The organism is Caballeronia sp. ATUFL_M2_KS44, from assembly GCF_023630965.1.
Taxonomy (GTDB): domain Bacteria; phylum Pseudomonadota; class Gammaproteobacteria; order Burkholderiales; family Burkholderiaceae; genus Caballeronia; species Caballeronia concitans.
In genome coordinates, this window is the sequence record NZ_JALQEA010000051.1 from 339,785 (window position 1) to 357,154 (window position 17,370).

Genomic DNA, 17,370 nt, shown 5'->3' on the forward strand with positions numbered 1-17,370 from the left:
AGGGATGTAGAGAATGAACAAAGAAGATTCGATGAACGCCGAAGTCGATGTCGCCATCATCGGCGCGGGACCGTCGGGCGCGGTCGCTGCCGCGCTGTTGCGAAAAGCGGGGCGGTCGGTGCTCGTGCTCGAACGCCAGCATTTCCCGCGCTTTTCGATCGGCGAAAGTCTGCTGCCGCAAAGCATGGCGTATCTCGAAGAGGCGGGCATGTTGCGCGCGGTCGTCGAGGCGGGCTTCCAGTACAAGAACGGGGCGCAGTTCGTGTATCGCGATCAGGCGTCGGCTTACGACTTCCGCGACAAGCATTCGAAAGGATGGGGCACGACGTATCAGGTCGAGCGCGCCGTGTTCGACGATCTGCTGATCCGCTGCGCGATGGAGCAGGGCGCCGACGTGCGCTTCGGTCACACCGTGCTCGCCATGCAAACGGGCGATGCGCCCGTGCTCGATGTCGTCGACGAAGCCGGCACGCAATATCAGGTGCATGCGCGCTTCGTGCTCGACGCGAGCGGCTTCGGCCGCGTGCTGCCGCGCCTCCTGAATCTCGAAGCGCCGACGCGCCTCGCCACGCGCGCCGCCATCTTCACGCATGTGCGCGACGGCATTCCCGTCGAGGCGCACGATCGCAACAAGATCACGGTGGCCGTGCATCCGGAGCATCGCGACGTGTGGTACTGGATGATTCCGCTCGCGAACGGCCGATCCTCCGTGGGATGCGTGGCCGAAGCGGCGTTTCTCGATGTCGGTGAAAGCGAGCGCGAGCAGAAGCTGCGTTCGCTGATCCAGAGCGAGCCGACGCTGAACCGCTTGATCGGCCATGCGCCGTTCCTGATGCCGGTGCGGCATATCGGCGGTTATTCCGCGAACGTCGAGAAGCTGCATGGCGCGGGCTACGCGCTGCTCGGCAACGCGGGCGAATTTCTGGACCCGGTGTTCTCGTCGGGCGTGACCATTGCATTGCGTTCCGCGCATCTCGCCGTTCAGACGCTGGAGCGTCAGTTGAACGGCGAAGTCATCGACTGGCATGCGCACTACGACGCGCCCTTGCGCAAGGGCATCGACACGTTCCGCGCGTTCGTTGAACGCTGGTATTCGGGCAAGCTGCAGGACATCATCTTCACGCCCGATCAGACGCCGGCCATTCGACGCCTGGTCTGCGCGGTGCTCGCGGGTTATGCGTGGGACGAAACGAATCCGTATGTCGCGGATGCCGCGCGTCGGCTCGATACGCTGCATGAAGCGTGCATGCTGCGAGACTGACGAAAGCCGCACTGCGCTTACATTCCCGTAGTCTCCGGCCCGTTTCAGGGCCGGATTCATCGCAGCATCAGGGTAAACAGCAGGCTCGCGAGAAATCCTTTGAGATAGTTGGCATACGGAGTATATTCGAATCCAGGGTCGATCGAGACCATATGGAGGAAGACGTCATGCAGTTTCATCTCAACGGATTTCGTACGGACGATCCGATGATCGAACCGGCCATCGATGGCGCGCCGCACATCGAGATGCCCGATGCAGTGGATGTGCTCGTCGTCGGAAGCGGGCCGGCGGGGCTCGTGCTCGCGGCGCAGTTGTCGCAATTCCCGTCGATCACCACGCGCATTGTCGAACGTCGCGCGGGCCCGTTGCTGATGGGACAGGCCGATGGTGTCGCGTGCCGCACGGTCGAAATGTTCCACGCGTTCGGTCTCAGCGAACGCATGTTGCGTGAAGCGTATTGGGTCAACGAGACCGTGTTCTGGAGACCGAATGCGGATGACCGTGGCGAGATCCGGCGTACCGGACGTGTTCAGGATACCGAAACAGGTTTGTCCGAGTTTCCGCATGTGATCGTGAACCAGGCGCGCGTGCAGGAGTATCTGCTCGACTTGATGCGCCGGTCCGCAAGACGCCTCGAACCCGATTACGGCCTCGAATTCGCCGACATGAAGCGCGACGACACGGACGAGTATCCCGTGCACGTCACGCTGCGTCGCACGGACGAAGCGCGGCTCGGCGAAGAGGTCACTGTGCGCGCGCGTTACGTGGTGGGTTGCGACGGCGCGCGAAGCCGTGTGCGCACGGCTATCGGCCAGACGCTGAATGGCGATGCCGCGAATCACGCGTGGGGCGTGATGGATGCGCTCGCCGTGACCGACTTTCCGGACATTCGCCTGAAGGCGGCGATCCAGTCCGCGACCAAGGGCAACCTGCTCATCATTCCGCGTGAAGGCGGCTATCTCGTGCGCTTTTACGTCGATCTCGGCGAGATCACGCCGGAGAATCGCGACAGCATCAAGCAGACTCAAGTGGAGCGGATCATCGAGACTGCGCGAAGCATTCTGCATCCATACACGCTGGACGTGAAAGAGGTCGCGTGGTTTTCGGTGTACGAAGTGGGGCAGCGCCTCACCGAGCGTTTCGACGATGCCATCACGGAGCACGGCGCGCGCGAGCCGCGCGTGTTCATCGCGGGCGATGCGTGTCATACGCACAGCGCGAAGGCCGGTCAGGGCATGAACGTGTCGATGCAAGACGGCTTCAATCTCGGCTGGAAGCTCGGCGCAGTGCTGCGGGGACGTAGCGACGCGAGCCTGTTGCGCACGTATTCCGACGAGCGGCAGCCCGTGGCGCAGGAACTGATCGACTTCGACAAGGAATGGTCCGCGATGATGGCCGCGCCGCCGAAAGATCCGGCGCGTCCGGAAGCGGGCGGCGTCGATCCGGCGGAACTGCAGGCGTATTTCGTTCGCGCGGGCCGGTACACGGCGGGCGTGGCCACGCGTTACCGGCCGGGCGCGCTGACGGGCGAAGCCACGCATCAGTCGCTCGCGAGCGGCTTCGAGATCGGCACGCGCTTTCATTCGTCGCCCGTCATCCGCATTGCCGATGCCAAGCCGATGCATCTCGGTCACGTGGCGCGCGCGGACGGCCGCTGGCGCTTGTACGCGTTTTCCGATGCAAGCGGAAAGGCGCTCGATGCGCTGTGCGATCATCTCGCCGCGTCGCCGGAATCCATCATGCGTCTCGTCACGCCGAACGATGCCGATGCGGACAGCGTCATCGATTTGCGCGCCGTGTTGCAGACGCCGCATCGCGACGTGCGGCTCGAAGATCTGCACGCGGCGTTGCTGCCGCGCAAGGGGCGTCACGGTTTGATCGATTACGAGAAGGCGTTTTCGAGCGACGCATCGTCTAATATCTTCGATGAGCGCGGTATTGACCGCGAGCGCGGCGCGCTGGTCGTCGTTCGTCCGGACCAGTACGTCGCGCATGTGCTTCCGCTCGACGCCTTCGCCGAATTGAACGCGTTCCTGCGGCCCGCTTTTCGAACCCATTCCACTTGCGGAACCGCCAGATAGTGCCGGCCAAAATCGACCATCCCGACGAGCTTTCGAAATTCACCGGCAGCCTCGTGCGCCGCGCGCAGCAGCGCCATCTGGCTGTGTGGCAAAGCGAGGTGTCCACGGAGATCACGAGCGTGCAGTATGCGGCGCTCGAGATTCTGCATCGGACGCCGGGCGTCAATCAGCGGCAGCTCGGCGACGAACTCGACGTGGACCGCTCGACCATCGCCGATCTCGTCGCGCGGATGGTGCGCAATGAACTCGTCGAACGTTCCGACGATCCCGTCGACAAGCGCAGTTACGTGCTGTTTCTGACGCCGGCGGGCAAGAACCAGCTTTCGACGCTGCGTCCGCGCGTGGAGCAGGTGGAGCGCATTCTCACGGCGAAGCTGACGCCGGCCGAGGGCAGGGAATTGCGTCGGCTGTTGTCGGCGCTTTTGCCGGCTGCGGAGTAGCACGAAGCGGCAGTGCGCCATCGCGACGACGACAAGATGAATACGAAAGCTCGTCGCAACGCCGTCGTAAGAGATATGACATCTCATGATAAATCCGGCAATCGACTCTTTTGGTCTTTGTGACAGAACGAGGTTAAACGCTTAACAACTACGGGTATTCGCCTAGTTTCCCGGCCCGGATAGTATGTCATCGTACGACTATCCGAACACGACGATGGCGATGCACCGGCCATCGTCCTTCTCCCGAAGGTAAGCATGAAGAAGATTGCCCTCAGCGGCGCCGGAGGGCAGCTTGGCTGCGTCGTCCGCGCTGCGTTCATCGAACGTGGCATTCCGTTACGTTCAGCCGCGGGCTCCCGCGCGCTCACGCCGCTCGTCGAAGGTGAAGACGTCATGCACGGCGATCTCCGCGATCCCGCCGTGGTGGACCGCCTGCTCGACGGCGTCGATGTGCTGATCCACTTCGCCGGCACGAGCGTCGAGCGTCCGTTGCCCGAAATCATCGAGAACAACTTGCGCGGCCTCGTCGAAGTGTACGAAGGCGCGCGCCGCCACGGCGTGAAGCGCATCGTGTTCGCAAGCTCCAATCACGCGATCGGCATGTATCCGGTCACGGAGCGCCTCGGCCTCGATTGCGAACTGCGTCCGGACGGCTTCTACGGTCTGAGCAAGGTGTGGGGCGAGTCGCTCGCGCGCATGTACTGGGACAAGCACGGCATCGAGAGCGTATGCGTGCGGATCGGCAGTTGCCTCGAGCGGCCGACCGAGCCGCGGCATCTGAGCACGTGGTTCGGTCATCGCGATCTCATGCATTTCCTCGACCGCTGCATCGAAGCGGAGGACATCGGCTTTCTGACCGTGTGGGGCGTGTCCGCGAACGCGCGCGGCTGGTGGGACAACAGCGGCGCCGCGCGCCTCGGTTACCAGCCGATGCAGAACGCCGAGGACTACGCCGACGCCATCCTCGCGCGTCCGAATCCGCTCGATGCGCTCGGTCAGCGCTTCCAGGGCGGCAGCTTCGTCGGCATCGACTATTCGCGTAACGATACGACCGCAAGCGGCCGGTCCGCTTCGTCGGCAGCACAGTCCTGACCGGTCAGGGTCGGAGGAGACTTCACATGAAAATCAAAGGCATTCGCTGGTGGATGGTCAGCCTCGTCGCGGCTGGTCTCATCATCAACTATCTGGCTCGCAATACGCTGTCGGTCGCGGCGCCGAGCCTCATGAAGGACCTGCACATCACCACCGAGCAGTATGCGCACGTCGTGGTGGCGTGGCAGCTTTGTTACGCGTTCATGCAGCCGGTGGCGGGCTTCGTGCTCGATACCATCGGCACCAAGCTCGGCTTCGTGGCGTTCGCGCTCGCGTGGTCGCTCGCCTGCGCGGCGGCGGCGTGGTCGACGGGCTGGCGCAGCCTCGCGTTCTTCCGCGGCCTGCTCGGCGTGGCCGAGGCGGCGGGCATTCCGGCCGGCGTCAAGGCGACGAGCGAGTGGTTTCCGGCCAAGGAGCGCTCGGTGGCGATCGGCTGGTTCAACATCGGCTCGTCCATCGGCGCACTGCTCGCGCCGCCGCTCGTCGTGTGGGCGCTGATGCACGGCGAATGGCAACTCGCGTTCGTGATGGTCGGCGTGGCGGGCGTGATCTGGTGCGTGCTGTGGATGGCGCTGTATCAGCATCCGCGCAAGCAGAAGATGCTGGGCGACGGCGAGCGCGACTACATCCTGAGCGGCCAGGAAGCGATCCATGCCGATGCGGGCGGGGTGAAGCGCAGCCGGCTTGCGATGCTGCGCACCCGCGACTTCTGGGCGATCGGCATTCCGCGCATTCTTTCCGAGCCGGCGTGGCAGACGTTCAACGCGTGGATTCCGCTCTACATGATGACCGAGCGTCACATGAATCTGAAGGAAGTCGCGATGTACGCATGGATGCCGTTCCTCGCGGCGGATATCGGCTGCGTGCTGGGCGGCTATCTGAGCCCGCTGTTTCACAAGTACGCGAAGGTCTCGCTGTTCACGTCGCGCAAGATGGTGTTCGTGGTCGGCGCGTTGTGCATGATCGGACCGGCGTGCGTCGGCCTCGTGGCGAGCCCGTATGCCGCGGTGGCATTGTTGTGCGTCGGCGGTTTCGCGCATCAGACCTTGTCGGGCGCGTTGTATGCGATCACATCCGACATGTTCGGCAAGAACGAAGTCGCGACCGCGACGGGCATGGGCGGCATGGCCGGCTATCTCGGCGCGGCGGCGTTCACTGCGCTGTTCGGTGTGCTGGTCACGCAGATCGGCTATAGCCCGCTGTTCGTGGTGCTGGCCGTGTTCGACATCATCGCGGCGGGCGTCGTGTGTCTGCTCGCCAGACGCGACGACAAGTCCGCGCAAGCGCAGTGGGTCACAGCGGGCGCGGCAGCAAAATAACGTTGCGCCGTTGCGTGACGTATCGGCCTATTGTTTCAAGCCGTCGATTCCTTTGCAGGAACGACGGCTTTTTTAATTGCGACTGTTCACTGCGGACGAACACCCTTGTACGACCAGACGCCGCATACGGCAGCGAAGGGCGCTTTTTGCTTCTATACTCGGACGCAACATCTCATCCGAAAACGGGGTCGTCATGAAAAACAGAATCGCCATTCTTGCCTTGTCGTTCATCGTGCCGGCTGCGGGCGCGCTCGCCGTGTTGCCTGCTTACGCTCAGACCAGCGCTTCCGGTGCGACAGCAACGACGCAGGCCGCGCCCATGACGAAGGAACAGAAGAAGGCCGCGCGCAAGCAGGCGCGCGCGAAGAAGAACGCCGAGCTCAAGAAGCTGGAGGATGCGGGCTACAACCCGTCGAGGGGGAACGATCCCGACTATCCGCAGAACCTGCAGAACGCGCAGAAGAAGGCAGGCATAGGAGCGAGTGCGGCGCAGTAGCGTTTCGGCCTGCTCACGCCTGCCAGTATTTCGCTGGCGGAAACGCTTGCCATCAATCGCGACGGCGTGTTCTATTCGTGTCATGGCGCCACGCGGCATAGGCCGCGATGAAGGGTCGCGTTCATGCGATCCGGCGAACCATCGACATCGACATGGAGACACGCAGCACATGACGGCAGGCGAAGCTGTAAGCGCATTGCGCGAAACCCTCGGCGCGGACGTGGTCGCGCTGCCCGATGAATTCGGCGACCGGCGCGTGGTTGACTGGAGCGGCTTGCCGGGCGAAGTGCCGCTCGCGGTCATTCGGCCGCGCAACACGGAAGAAGTGGCGCAGGCGCTCGCCATCTGCACGCGCTATCGGCAGCCCGTGGTCACGCAGGGCGGGTTGACGGGCCTCGTCGGTGGCGCGAACGCGCGCGGCGGCGAAGTGGCGCTGAGTCTGGACCGCATGAACCGCATCGTCGAAATAGATGAAGTGTCGGGCACCATGACCGTCGAAGCCGGCGCGGTGCTGCAGAACGTGCAGGAAGCGGCGAGCGCGGCGGGTTTCTACTTTCCGCTCGATCTCGGCGCGCGCGGCAGTTGCACCATCGGCGGCAATCTCGCGACGAACGCGGGCGGCAATCGCGTCATCAAGTACGGCATGATGCGCGACCAGGTGCTCGGCCTCGAAGCGGTGCTCGCGAGCGGCGCGGTCGTCGGCGGTCTCTCGAAGATGATCAAGAACAACAGCGGCTACGATCTGCGCCATCTATTGATCGGCAGCGAAGGCACGCTCGCGGTCATCACGCGCGTCGTGCTGCGGCTGCGTCCGAAGCCCACGGCGACCGCGACCGCATGGTGCGGCCTGCCGGACTTCAAGGCCGTGACCACGCTGCTCTCGCGCGCGCAGGCCGGTCTTGCGCCGGGCGTATCGGCGTTCGAAGTCATGTGGGCCGGCTATCACGATGCCGTTCTCGGCAATCTGCCGAATCTTCGCGCGCCGCTCGGGTCGTCGCATCCGTTTTACGTGCTGCTGGAAAGCGTCGGCACCGATCCCGTCCGGCACAACGAGGCGTTCGAAGAGTTTCTCGGCGCGATGCTGGAAGAGGGCGTCGTGACCGATGCGGCGATCGCGTCGTCCGAAGCGCATGCGCTCGCGTTCTGGGCCATCCGCGATGCGCCCGGCGAATATCAGCGCTTCATTCCGAACCACGCGGCTTACGACGTCAGCTTTTCCATCGCGCAAGTGGGCGATGCGGCCGCGCGTTGCGAAGCGCGGCTGCGCGAACGCTGGCCGCAAGCGCTCATCCTCATCTACGGGCATCTGGGCGACGGGAACATCCATATCGTCGTCGACGTGCCGGGCCTGGGCAAGCACGATCACGACGATATCGACCGCGTCATTTACGACGTCACGCGCGAGCTTGACGGATCGATTTCGGCGGAGCACGGCATCGGCGTGAAGAAGCGGCACTTCCTGCCGCAAAGCCGCCGCGAGGCCGACATCGATGCAATGCGCGCGATCAAGAGCGCACTCGATCCGCTCGGCCTGCTCAACCCCGGCAAGATCGTGTGACGCGGCTTCGACGATGCGCGCGATACGCGCGATGCGGCGGCGAAAAGCGCTTCGCCTAGTTCGCGGTCGTCGCGCGCATCGCCCGATACTCGCGCCGCACGATATCCATTAGTTCGGCCACCGAAGTATTCGCGCTGCGCTGTTCATAGGTCACGCGTCCGCGCTGCATCAGCATGATGCGATCCGCGATGTCGAGCGTCTGCGCATAGTTGTGCATGATCATGATGATCGACAGGCCGCCTTTCTCTTTCAGCCGCATGACGAGATCGATGATGAGCGCCGCTTCGCGTGCGCCCATGGCGGCGAGCGGTTCGTCGAGCAGCAGGATCTTCGCGTTCGAATTGACCGCGCGCGCTACCGCGATCGCTTGACGCTGCCCGCCCGACAAGCGTTCGACCGGCAGATCGACGGAAGGCACGTGCACGCCGATATCGTCGAGACACTGCGCCGCGCGTTCGCGCATCTGCTTGTGATCGACGAGACGCAACAGACGCGCGGGCCCGTTCCGCACGATCTCGCGGTTCAGGAACATGTTGTGATAGATCGACAGCGAGTTTGCGAGCGCGAGATCCTGATACACGCATTCGATGCCGAGCGCGCGCGCATGATCGACGTTGCGCAGCAGCGTCTCCTGGCCGTGCACATGCAGCGTGCCGGTCGTCTGCTGATGAAAGCCCGTGAGTATCTTGACGAGCGTGGACTTGCCCGCGCCGTTGTCGCCGAGTATGCCGAGAATTTCGCCCTTGCCGAGCGTGAGCGATACGCCGTCGAGCGCGGTCACGGCGCCAAAGCGCTTGACGAGCGAATCGCCGCGTAGCGCGAGACCGGCGGGCGCGACTTGCGATGCATCCATCATCGTGCCCCTTTGCGCCGGATGCGTCCGACGTGGATATTGAAGATCATCGCGGCGAGAATCGCAGCTCCGAGAATGATGTTGAACGTGAAGGCGTTGATGCCGATGAGCGTGAAGCCGTCGCTCAGAATGCCGAGCACCGCCGCGCCCAGCAGACCGCCGACGATGGTGCCCGAGCCGCCCGTCAGAGGCGTGCCGCCGATCACCGCTGCAGCCACGGCAAGAAACATGATCTGGTTGCCGCCCGCTTGAGGATCGATGGACGTGATGCGAAAGCCTTCGAGAATGCCGGTCAATCCCGCAAGCACGGCGGCCAGCACGAAGTTCCCGAGGCGAAGGCGGTTCACATGAATGCCAGCCTCGCTCGCGCCGAGTGCATTCGCGCCGGCCGCTTGCGTGTGCAAGCCCCATCGCGTATGGCGCAGCAGCACATGCATGATGAACGCGAGCGCGATGGTCCAGATGATCTCGCTATAGCCCCACGAACCCATGATCGCGGCGAACTCGGGCGACCCCGGCGTGGCGGCGGGCGTGCCGCGCGACATCGTGAGCGTGATGCCGTTGATGAGGAACAGCGTGCCGAGCGTCGTGACGAAAGAGGGCAAGCGCAGAAACACCGTCACCGCGCCGTTCACGAAGCCGATGATCGCGGCGGCGACGAGTCCCGCGATGACCGCGAGCCACATCGGCGCGCCTGCTTCGTTCGCGAACACCATGATGAACGGCGCGAACGCGAACACCATGCCCGCCGAGAGATCGATGTCGCCGCCGATCATCAGCATGATCTCGCCGAACGCGATGATCGCCACTGGCGCGATGAACTGCGACAGGTTCACGAGGCTCGCGTTGGACAGCAGGAAGTCGTGATTGACGATCTGGAAGTACGCAGCGAGCAGAATCGCCACGAGCAGGATGCGCAACTCCGCCGCCCAGTGCGACGTCCAGGCGCCGCGCGGCCGTTGAAGCCGCGCGGGCGTCTCTGTCTTGCCGGATTGATTGACCGTGTTCATTACGATTTGATGGCGCCGTGCATCGGAACGATCTGCGGCTTGGTGGTCTTGCCTTCATAACGCGTCGAGGTGTTGAGATACGGCTCGACGGTGCTCTTCGTCACGAACTTGAGGCCGGTGTTGATGTTGGCCGGCCCGACCAGCCCGCCCGACGCGAGGAACGTGAACGCTTCCATCACCGTGTAGAAGCCTTGCACATACGGCTGCTGGTCGATGGTGAAATCGAGGAATCCTTCCTGAATGAGCTGGATGGTCTGCGGCAGCAAGTCGAAGCCGCCGCCATGCACGCCCTTCGACGGCAGATTCGATTCCTTCATCACTTGCGCGACGCCCTGCGTGCTGCCGGCATCGACGGCGAACATGCCTTTGAGATCCTGATGGCCGAGATAAAACGCCTTGATCTTCGAGAGTTCCTCGTTGACGGTCGCACCTGTCGCCACCGTTTGAACGTCGATCTTCTTGCCGGACTTCTTGATGGCGTCGCTCGCGCCATCGAGACGCGGCTGGATGTTGAGCTGACCCGGCGTCGCGATGAAGAGCGCGACGAGGCCGCTGTCGATGAGACTCGCGATACGCTCGCCCATCTGATAGCCGGACAGATACAGGTCCTGCCCGATGTACGCGAGGCGCGGGCTTGTCTTTCCGCGCGGCGCATCGGCGTTGTAAGCGAACACGGGGATGCCTGCGTCGAGCGCGGCCTGGATCGGCTTGTCGAACGCGTTCGGATCGACGATAGGCACGGCGATGGCATCGGCTTTCGCGGCGATGGCCGAATTCACGGCGCGCACCATTTCGCCCGCATCCGATGTCGCCGATCCTGTCCACTGATAGTCCATGCCGAGCAGCGAGCACGCGTCCTGAATGCCGTATTGCGTCGGGACGAAGAACGGATTCGTGGTGACGTGGTTCACGAAGACGATCTTCCAGCGCTTGTGCTGCGGGAATGCCGCTTCGGCGGCCTGCGCGCTGGAGATCAAGCCGCCTGCGCCGCCGGCCGCGCCGAGCAGCGACAGCGCGGCGCCGAGTCCCGCGCCTTGCATCAGGCCACGCCGGCCTGCATTGACGATGCCGCTGCCGTTCGTGTTGTCCTCTTGCGAGTCGTCCCGTTTCTGCGCCATGTCTTCCTCCGGTCCTGTTCTTGGTTAGTCGTTGGTCGATCGGTCGACTCGTCGTCGATCTCGTTCGGATGCTGGCTGGTGTTCGGCGCTGCTTAGCGAAGGCTTGCAGCGGCTTGCATTTAGCACGCGAGGCGCGCTTAAAAAAATTAGTGCGGACGTTTAGCTAAATTCACTAAATCCCACATTTCGGATTTCGCTTCGAAGCGGCGCTCTTTTTGAATTAGGCAAACTATATGCAGGGTCTTTTCGGGTTTCGATTAGCGTTTTCCCGGTGATCGGGGTGGGAATAGTCTTTCTATTTAAACGCTTGATATGGCGATGTGGTTTGGGGTTGGTGCGGTGCGGGGGGGGGACGGGCTAATGAACGCGTCGGTCACTACAAAGCGCGTTCGACTGCCGCATCGAAGCGCAACATGAGTTGTGGCGGGACAAAGCTCGGTCGCTTCCGGTCAGGTAAGGCAGAGATACTCGAAACTCCTGTGCCGGCAACAAGTTCACTGCTGATTTCTTGGAGCGCGCAGTCTGCACGACGGGCGAGCGTCGTGACGAGTCTGCGTCAAGTGCCGCGTCAAGTGCCCGACCAGCTTACGCCGAACATGGCAGAACAAATCTGCAAATCAATTACGCACTTCTGGTTAAAAGTGTCACTTACGCAGACTTTCTATTGCGTATTCGTTTCTCCACGAGTTCAATTCGCTTTCGCGCAATTCCTGGTCAACCAGGCAGGCAGTCATTGATAGTTAGAATAACGAGATAATGTTCATCAAGCCACTGTTCGACGACAGCCAAGACGCCGATTCCGTTCGACCATCCAGCAGCCTCTCAAAGGACGACCCATCCAAGCTCGTCGCACCACTCGCGGCCACGCTTCTGCCGGAAGACGAAATTCACAACCTGGGGTCCGGCGCCGGCGAGCGGGCCGCGTCTCTCTCGCAGCGCGTTTTGTCCGAGGTGCGCGCATCCGATGCGGATGAATTCGGGCACAAGCTCAACGAACTTATTGTCGTAGCGAAGGGTTTGGACCCTGCGTCCATTCAGAAGCGCGGGCTACTCGGCAAGATCACGTCGATGTTTCAGGCATCCCGCGAACATCTCTTTGCGCAGTTCGACTCTATCGAGAAGCGCATCGGCACCCTCGTCATCGAACTCGAGAGCAATGCGAACCGGCAGAAGCGAGATATCGCCGAACTGGACGCGATGTACACCGACAACTACGAAACCTTCCGGCAATTCGAGGCGGCGAAGAAACTCGGCGAGGAATCGCTTAAAGCGTATCGCATGACGCTCGAAGCCCCGCATCCGGCCGACGATGCCTTCGCCGCTCAGCGCGTGATGGACCTTCGGCGCTGTGCGAACGCGCTCGAGCAGAAAATCGACGATTTAGCGCGCGCCATGTTGATGTCCGAACAACTCGCGCCGCAGATTCGCATGGAGCAGGACTTCAAACGCACGCTGATCTCGAAGTTTGCGACCGCAAAGACCGTGCTGATTCCGGCGTGGACCAACGCCTTTTCGCTCTACATCAAGCAATTGAGTACGAAAAAGGCCGCTGACCTGGTCAACGCCACATTCGACGCTGCCGATCACGCCTTGCGCGCGCAAGCCGATCAGTTGCAGGCGAACGCAAGCAAGGTGGCCGCGCTCGGGCAACGATCCGTCATCGCGACCGAGACGTTCGCTTATACGCAGCAGAAGCTGTTCGACGCACTGGACGAGATTGCAAAGATCGTCGAGGACGGTCAGCGTCAACGCAAGGCCGACGAACCCAAGTTACGGCAACTCGAAAGCGATCTCGTGGCCCGCTTCAACGATCGTCAACGCTAAGAATACTCACTCGATAATCCCGCATGTCCGCAATCAACCTTCATAAGCCCGCGCTTGCCACTCGCGCGGACAATGTTTCCATCGTCCTCAGCAAGCGCCGCTTGCCTCGTCCGCCAATCGTGCGCGTCGCGGCGGCGCTCGATATTTCCGGCTCGGCCAAGGAGCTGTACGAGTCGGGCATCATCCAGGAAACGCATGACCGCATGCTCGGCATTGCGATGAAGTTCGACGATAACGGCGAGATCGACACCTGGACTTTCACCGAGGGCTTCGACCGTCTGCCGACTGCTACACCGGACAACTACGGCAGCTACATCACCGATAACGTGTTGAACAATGCCTCCTTGCGCAAGTGGGGCGGCACGAAGTACGCGCCGGTGATGGCGGATATCGTCAACTTCTTCTTCGCGTCCGCGGAAAAGCCGCAGGCACAGAAGGAAAAGCGAGGGTTCTTTAGCCGTCTGTTCGGCACGGGATCGGAAGAACCCGCTCCGCTGCCGTCCGCGCCCGCCAACGACATGCCCGCATGGGTGCTGTTCGTGACCGACGGACAGAATCCGGAACCCGACCGGCAACACGTCGAGAAGCTGTTGCGCGATTCGCGGAAGTTTCCAATCTACTGGTCACTGATAGGCGTGGGCGATCCGCGCGAGTTCGCCTTCCTGCGACAGGTGGCAAAGGAACTGCCCAACGTGGGGTTCCTGCATCTCGAGTCTCTCGACATCAGCGATCAGCAAATTTATGAACAGCTGATCACCGAAGAATTCTGCGACTGGGTGCGCGCCAAGTAAGCGCAAATCTCTGGAGCGTGATAAGCGCTGGCGTTGTGCTGGAAACCATAGAACCGATGAAACTCTTCAAAATTCCGTTTGCCTTCACGTTGATCGCGTTGGCAGCGGCCTTCTTTTTGGGCGGCGTGAAGGACATGGTCCTTGTCGCCGTGCTGTGCATTCTGGAAATCTCACTGTCGCTCGACAATGCCGTGGCCAACGCGGCAGTGCTGAAGAACTGGTCGCACGCGTGGCGTAACCGCTTCATGACGTGGGGGCTTCCTGTCGCGGTCTTCGGCATGCGACTTGTTTTTCCGTTGTTGATCGTCGCCATTGCAGGGCATCTCGGTTTCTTCGAGGCGGCGCGGCTCGCCATCGAAGAACCGCGGCGCTACGCCGAGATCCTGACGTCGGCGCATCAGCAAGTCGCGGCGTTCGGCGGTGCTTTCCTTCTCATGGTGTTTTTCAAGTTCATGCTCGATAGCGAGAAGGATCAACACTGGATCAGCTTCGTCGAACGGCCGCTCGCGCGACTCGGGCGGCTAACGATGGTGGAAGTGGCGCTGACGCTCGGCGTGACGGCGCTCGTCTCCACCTGTGTGCGCGACGCGGATCGCGCCTCGTTTCTGGTGGCGGGTGTGGGAGGTGTCATCGCCTTCGTCATTGCACATGGCATCGGAGATCTCGTAGGCGGCGAAGAAACGGGGACGCGTGTGGTACGCGAAGGCGTGGCCGGCTTCCTGTATCTCGAACTTCTGGATTCGTCGTTCAGCTTCGACGGCGTGATCGGCGCGTTCGCGCTCACCAACAACGTTTTGCTGATCGCGCTGGGGCTGGGCGTCGGCGCAGCATATATCCGTCAGATGACCCTGGTCCTGCTGGAGAAGGGGACGTTCGCTCAATATCGCTTCCTCGAGCACGGCGCATTCTGGGCGATCGGCGCGCTGGCCGTCATCATGTTGAGCGTCATGATCGATGTACCCGAGGTCATCACCGGGCTGATCGGCGCGTTCACCATCTGTGCGGCAGTCGTGAGCTCGATCGTCGCGGACCGGCGTGAAGCGTCGATCGACAAGGCAATCCCTTGATTCGTGTGCCTGACGAACTCCTGTCCTCAGTGCGTCTCATTACAAGCATCTTCACGAGCAACACATCATGTCAATGATCAATCTTTCCAAAGGCGGTCGCATCAACCTGTCCAAGGAAGCGCCGCATGCGAACAAGTTCCGGATAGGCCTTGGCTGGGACGCGAACTCGACCGATACCGGCGACGACTTCGATCTGGATGTCTCTGTGTTCCTGTGCAAGTACGACAGCCAGAGCAATCCGAGACTCATCTCTCAAAAGCACTTCATCTTCTACAACACGGAGATTCGCACGCTCGACCGCGAAACGACGTTCTTTCAGCCGGGCGATGAATGGCCGCGCAAGGGAATGTCGGCATCCGAATGCCTGGGCGTGGTCCATAGCGGTGATAACCAGACCGGCAGCGGGGATGGTGACGACGAAGTCATCTTCATCGACAGCAAAAAGCTCGATCCCGCCGTCGATGAGATTTCGGTGGTCGTGACCATCGATCGTGCCGATGAACGCAAGCAGAACTTCGGGCAGGTTCGCAACAGCTACATCGAGATTTCCGAGGAAGAGACCGGGAAAGTGTTGGCACGTTATCCGCTGGAAGAAGACTTCTCGATGGAAACCGCCGTGCAGGTGGGCAGCTTTTATCGACGCGACGGGCAGTTCATGTTCAAGGCTGTCGGCATGGGCTACAACCGTGGCTTGTCCGATTTCGTGGTCGCATATGGCGGCCGTGTAGACCGCGCATGAACCATGAAGTGGGAGTACGCATCGCGATGCGCGCTCCCCAAAAGAGAACCCACGTGTCTCGCGATCAGTCGCCACCCGAATCGCCGCGTTCCGGGCCTGTTTGCTCTGAACCCCGCGCGTTGCAATTCGACGATGCCAACAACCAGGCGCGCCCCACGCGCCAAATCAAAGTCACTGCGTTCGACAGCGGTCCCATCGACATCTCCGCTTCGCCTCCCGGCGGTGTCACGCGCGGGGCGCGCAACGCGCCGTCGCCGGGTCCGCTCTTCGATAGGGACGTAGCGCAAAAGCCCGGAAGCTCCGATGAGCCCGGCAAGGCAATCTTCGGTGAGCAGAAACACCCGTTGCTGAGCCGAAGTTTCGACCTGGCACGACAGACGTTTCCCGCGCTCTATCCAAAGCATGGGCCGCGCATCGAGCGTGCAATCCGGCAGTTGATTCCGCCGCAATACGAGTCGATCGTCATGATCGCGCAGGTGCCGCTGAGCATTTGCGGGGAAGCCGTGGAAACGCACACGCGCATGACACGCGACTTCGCGGATCTCAACGCCGCAGGCTTGATGACCGATCTGCTCGATAAGGCCACGCGCAGAGAAAGCCTCCTAGAGCGAGTGACAGATCGCTACCTTGGCAAGAAAGCGCCGGAACCCGACTTCAAGGGCGTGCTGACGACGCTGAAAGCGTCACTGCAATCATTCGCGCCGCGTATGACGGCGTTGCGAGGGACGATCGCGCATGCTCATGAGGGCTTGGGTATCGCGCTGGCGGCGCTGTCGGCCGCGGCCGATGTCGACGCGTTACCGGGAGGCGCGTCGGAGAAAGGCGCACTGCATGATCGTCGGGGCGTGGTGAGGCAAGCGTTTCAACAACTGGAGCTTCTGTCACTGCAATTGGACGGTTTCGAAGCGGAACTCTTCAACTTGCTTTCGAGAGTCGACCAACTGATGAGCGTTACACTGCCGGCAGCGCTGGCTGCGAAGGCGCAGCGCGGATAAGAGCGCGAAACGCGCTTACGTCGAGCGTGGAGAACACATATGACTCAGCGAACATCCGTTGTTGCGGCATTCGATTTCGACGGCACCATCACGACCGGTGACAGCCTCAAGGCGTTCGTGTTTTCGACGGTTGGCGTCCGCCGATTCGCTATTGCAGGGCTTCTTGCGTTGCCGTATGTGCTCGGCATGTACATCGGCCTTTGCAGTCGAGCGCGCGCGAAGGCGACGTTTCTCCGTCATGCGTTGAAAGGCGAGTCGAAGCCAAGCCTCGAAAGTGCCGCACAACGGTTTTGTTCTGCGCGCCTTCAAACGATGATCCGTCCGGAGATGATCGAGCGGATACGTCAGCATCAGGCGCGCGGACACGACGTGGTGTTGGTCAGTGCATCGCCTTCACTGTATCTGCGGATTTGGGCCGGCTCGGCGGGCATCGAGACGGTTCTTTGCACGGAACTCGAACTGGATAACACGGGCTTCACGGGGCGCTTCGTCGGCACCAACTGCTGGGGACCGGAAAAGGTTCGACGATTGAAGAACTGGTGGGGCGCCCATCCACCCGCTTTTCTTTACGCATACGGTGATAGTCGAGGGGACCGGGAAATGGCGGCCGCCTCGAATCACGCATGGATCAGGGGAAAGGGTGCACTCCCGCCCCTCGAACGCTGGGAAGTGCCGTCTAATACAGAGGTGTGTTGAACAGTCGATGCCTGACGCGCGCGATGAGCG

General features: G+C 61.9%; 16 protein-coding genes. 13 read left to right on the plus strand and 3 right to left on the minus strand.

Features of this window, described 5'->3' with window-relative positions; all coding sequences use genetic code 11:
* Positions 1-13 precede the first annotated feature (13 nt).
* From NCR39_RS22265 to NCR39_RS22295, 7 genes are all read left to right on the plus strand, one after another.
* A complete protein-coding gene (locus NCR39_RS22265; RefSeq protein ID WP_250454231.1) occupies positions 14-1,261 on the plus strand; it encodes an NAD(P)/FAD-dependent oxidoreductase in 1,248 nt (415 codons plus the stop codon).
* A gap of 167 nt (positions 1,262-1,428) precedes the next feature.
* Positions 1,429-3,342: an FAD-binding monooxygenase gene (locus NCR39_RS22270; RefSeq protein ID WP_250454232.1), complete on the plus strand. Its 1,914-nt coding sequence runs from the start codon at positions 1,429-1,431 to the stop codon at positions 3,340-3,342.
* Entirely contained in the window at positions 3,342-3,782 is a 441-nt protein-coding gene (locus NCR39_RS22275; protein ID WP_250454233.1) for a MarR family winged helix-turn-helix transcriptional regulator, read from the plus strand. The genes NCR39_RS22270 and NCR39_RS22275 overlap by 1 nt, the downstream gene beginning before the upstream one ends.
* 255 nt (positions 3,783-4,037) lie before the next feature.
* Entirely contained in the window at positions 4,038-4,874 is an 837-nt protein-coding gene (locus tag NCR39_RS22280; RefSeq protein WP_250454234.1) for an NAD-dependent epimerase/dehydratase family protein, read from the plus strand.
* Between the two features lie 26 nt (positions 4,875-4,900).
* Complete coding sequence (locus NCR39_RS22285; RefSeq protein ID WP_250454235.1) at positions 4,901-6,193, plus strand: MFS transporter; 1,293 nt, start codon at positions 4,901-4,903, stop codon at positions 6,191-6,193.
* A gap of 193 nt (positions 6,194-6,386) precedes the next feature.
* On the plus strand, positions 6,387-6,689 hold the full coding sequence (locus NCR39_RS22290; RefSeq protein ID WP_250454236.1) for a DUF4148 domain-containing protein: 303 nt from the start codon (positions 6,387-6,389) through the stop codon (positions 6,687-6,689).
* Positions 6,690-6,858: 169 nt separating this feature from the next.
* On the plus strand, positions 6,859-8,247 hold the full coding sequence (locus NCR39_RS22295) for an FAD-binding oxidoreductase (protein WP_250454237.1): 1,389 nt from the start codon (positions 6,859-6,861) through the stop codon (positions 8,245-8,247).
* 55 nt (positions 8,248-8,302) lie between these two features.
* On the opposite strand, the gene NCR39_RS22300 is transcribed toward NCR39_RS22295, so the two are convergent.
* Genes NCR39_RS22300 through NCR39_RS22310 form a run of 3 tightly spaced genes read right to left on the minus strand, consistent with a single transcriptional unit; the run spans position 8,303 to position 11,228 of the window.
* On the minus strand, positions 8,303-9,103 hold the full coding sequence (locus tag NCR39_RS22300; protein WP_250454238.1) for an ATP-binding cassette domain-containing protein: 801 nt from the start codon (positions 9,101-9,103) through the stop codon (positions 8,303-8,305).
* Positions 9,100-10,110: an ABC transporter permease gene (locus NCR39_RS22305; RefSeq protein ID WP_250454239.1), complete on the minus strand. Its 1,011-nt coding sequence runs from the start codon at positions 10,108-10,110 to the stop codon at positions 9,100-9,102. The genes NCR39_RS22300 and NCR39_RS22305 overlap by 4 nt, the downstream gene beginning before the upstream one ends.
* Entirely contained in the window at positions 10,110-11,228 is a 1,119-nt protein-coding gene (locus tag NCR39_RS22310) for a sugar ABC transporter substrate-binding protein (protein ID WP_250454240.1), read from the minus strand. Before NCR39_RS22310 ends, NCR39_RS22305 begins: the two co-directional genes overlap by 1 nt.
* A gap of 756 nt (positions 11,229-11,984) precedes the next feature.
* Here NCR39_RS22310 and NCR39_RS22315 point away from each other — a divergent pair.
* The 6 genes from NCR39_RS22315 to NCR39_RS22340 all read left to right on the plus strand — a co-directional run bounded on the left by NCR39_RS22315 (position 11,985) and on the right by NCR39_RS22340 (position 17,340).
* Positions 11,985-13,052, plus strand: coding sequence for a toxic anion resistance protein (locus NCR39_RS22315; protein WP_250454241.1), 1,068 nt, complete (start codon positions 11,985-11,987; stop codon positions 13,050-13,052).
* A 23-nt stretch (positions 13,053-13,075) separates the two neighbouring features.
* The gene (locus NCR39_RS22320) at positions 13,076-13,843 is read left to right on the plus strand and encodes a VWA domain-containing protein (protein ID WP_250454242.1); all 768 of its coding nucleotides are present in this window, start codon (positions 13,076-13,078) and stop codon (positions 13,841-13,843) included.
* 56 nt (positions 13,844-13,899) lie between these two features.
* Positions 13,900-14,910, plus strand: a complete 1,011-nt coding sequence (locus NCR39_RS22325) for a DUF475 domain-containing protein (RefSeq protein ID WP_250454386.1) — start codon at positions 13,900-13,902, stop codon at positions 14,908-14,910.
* A gap of 73 nt (positions 14,911-14,983) precedes the next feature.
* Positions 14,984-15,649: a TerD family protein gene (locus tag NCR39_RS22330; protein ID WP_250454387.1), complete on the plus strand. Its 666-nt coding sequence runs from the start codon at positions 14,984-14,986 to the stop codon at positions 15,647-15,649.
* A 53-nt stretch (positions 15,650-15,702) separates the two neighbouring features.
* On the plus strand, positions 15,703-16,644 hold the full coding sequence (locus tag NCR39_RS22335; protein WP_250454243.1) for a hypothetical protein: 942 nt from the start codon (positions 15,703-15,705) through the stop codon (positions 16,642-16,644).
* Positions 16,645-16,683: 39 nt separating this feature from the next.
* On the plus strand, positions 16,684-17,340 hold the full coding sequence (locus NCR39_RS22340) for an HAD family hydrolase (RefSeq protein WP_250454244.1): 657 nt from the start codon (positions 16,684-16,686) through the stop codon (positions 17,338-17,340).
* The last annotated feature ends 30 nt before the right edge of the window (positions 17,341-17,370 follow it).

Excerpts from the sequence above, each read along its gene's own strand:
- NCR39_RS22305 (WP_250454239.1), bottom strand. The coding sequence starts at position 10,110 with ATGAACACGGTCAATCAATCCGGCAAGACAGAGACGCCCGCGCGGCTT.
- NCR39_RS22330 (WP_250454387.1), top strand. The coding sequence starts at position 14,984 with ATGATCAATCTTTCCAAAGGCGGTCGCATCAACCTGTCCAAGGAAGCG.
- NCR39_RS22290 (WP_250454236.1), top strand. The coding sequence starts at position 6,387 with ATGAAAAACAGAATCGCCATTCTTGCCTTGTCGTTCATCGTGCCGGCT.
- NCR39_RS22315 (WP_250454241.1), top strand. The coding sequence starts at position 11,985 with ATGTTCATCAAGCCACTGTTCGACGACAGCCAAGACGCCGATTCCGTT.
- NCR39_RS22325 (WP_250454386.1), top strand. The coding sequence starts at position 13,900 with ATGAAACTCTTCAAAATTCCGTTTGCCTTCACGTTGATCGCGTTGGCA.
- NCR39_RS22295 (WP_250454237.1), top strand. The coding sequence starts at position 6,859 with ATGACGGCAGGCGAAGCTGTAAGCGCATTGCGCGAAACCCTCGGCGCG.
- NCR39_RS22285 (WP_250454235.1), top strand. The coding sequence starts at position 4,901 with ATGAAAATCAAAGGCATTCGCTGGTGGATGGTCAGCCTCGTCGCGGCT.
- NCR39_RS22280 (WP_250454234.1), top strand. The coding sequence starts at position 4,038 with ATGAAGAAGATTGCCCTCAGCGGCGCCGGAGGGCAGCTTGGCTGCGTC.
- NCR39_RS22265 (WP_250454231.1), top strand. The coding sequence starts at position 14 with ATGAACAAAGAAGATTCGATGAACGCCGAAGTCGATGTCGCCATCATC.
- NCR39_RS22320 (WP_250454242.1), top strand. The coding sequence starts at position 13,076 with ATGTCCGCAATCAACCTTCATAAGCCCGCGCTTGCCACTCGCGCGGAC.
- NCR39_RS22340 (WP_250454244.1), top strand. The coding sequence starts at position 16,684 with ATGACTCAGCGAACATCCGTTGTTGCGGCATTCGATTTCGACGGCACC.
- NCR39_RS22270 (WP_250454232.1), top strand. The coding sequence starts at position 1,429 with ATGCAGTTTCATCTCAACGGATTTCGTACGGACGATCCGATGATCGAA.
- NCR39_RS22300 (WP_250454238.1), bottom strand. The coding sequence starts at position 9,103 with ATGATGGATGCATCGCAAGTCGCGCCCGCCGGTCTCGCGCTACGCGGC.
- NCR39_RS22310 (WP_250454240.1), bottom strand. The coding sequence starts at position 11,228 with ATGGCGCAGAAACGGGACGACTCGCAAGAGGACAACACGAACGGCAGC.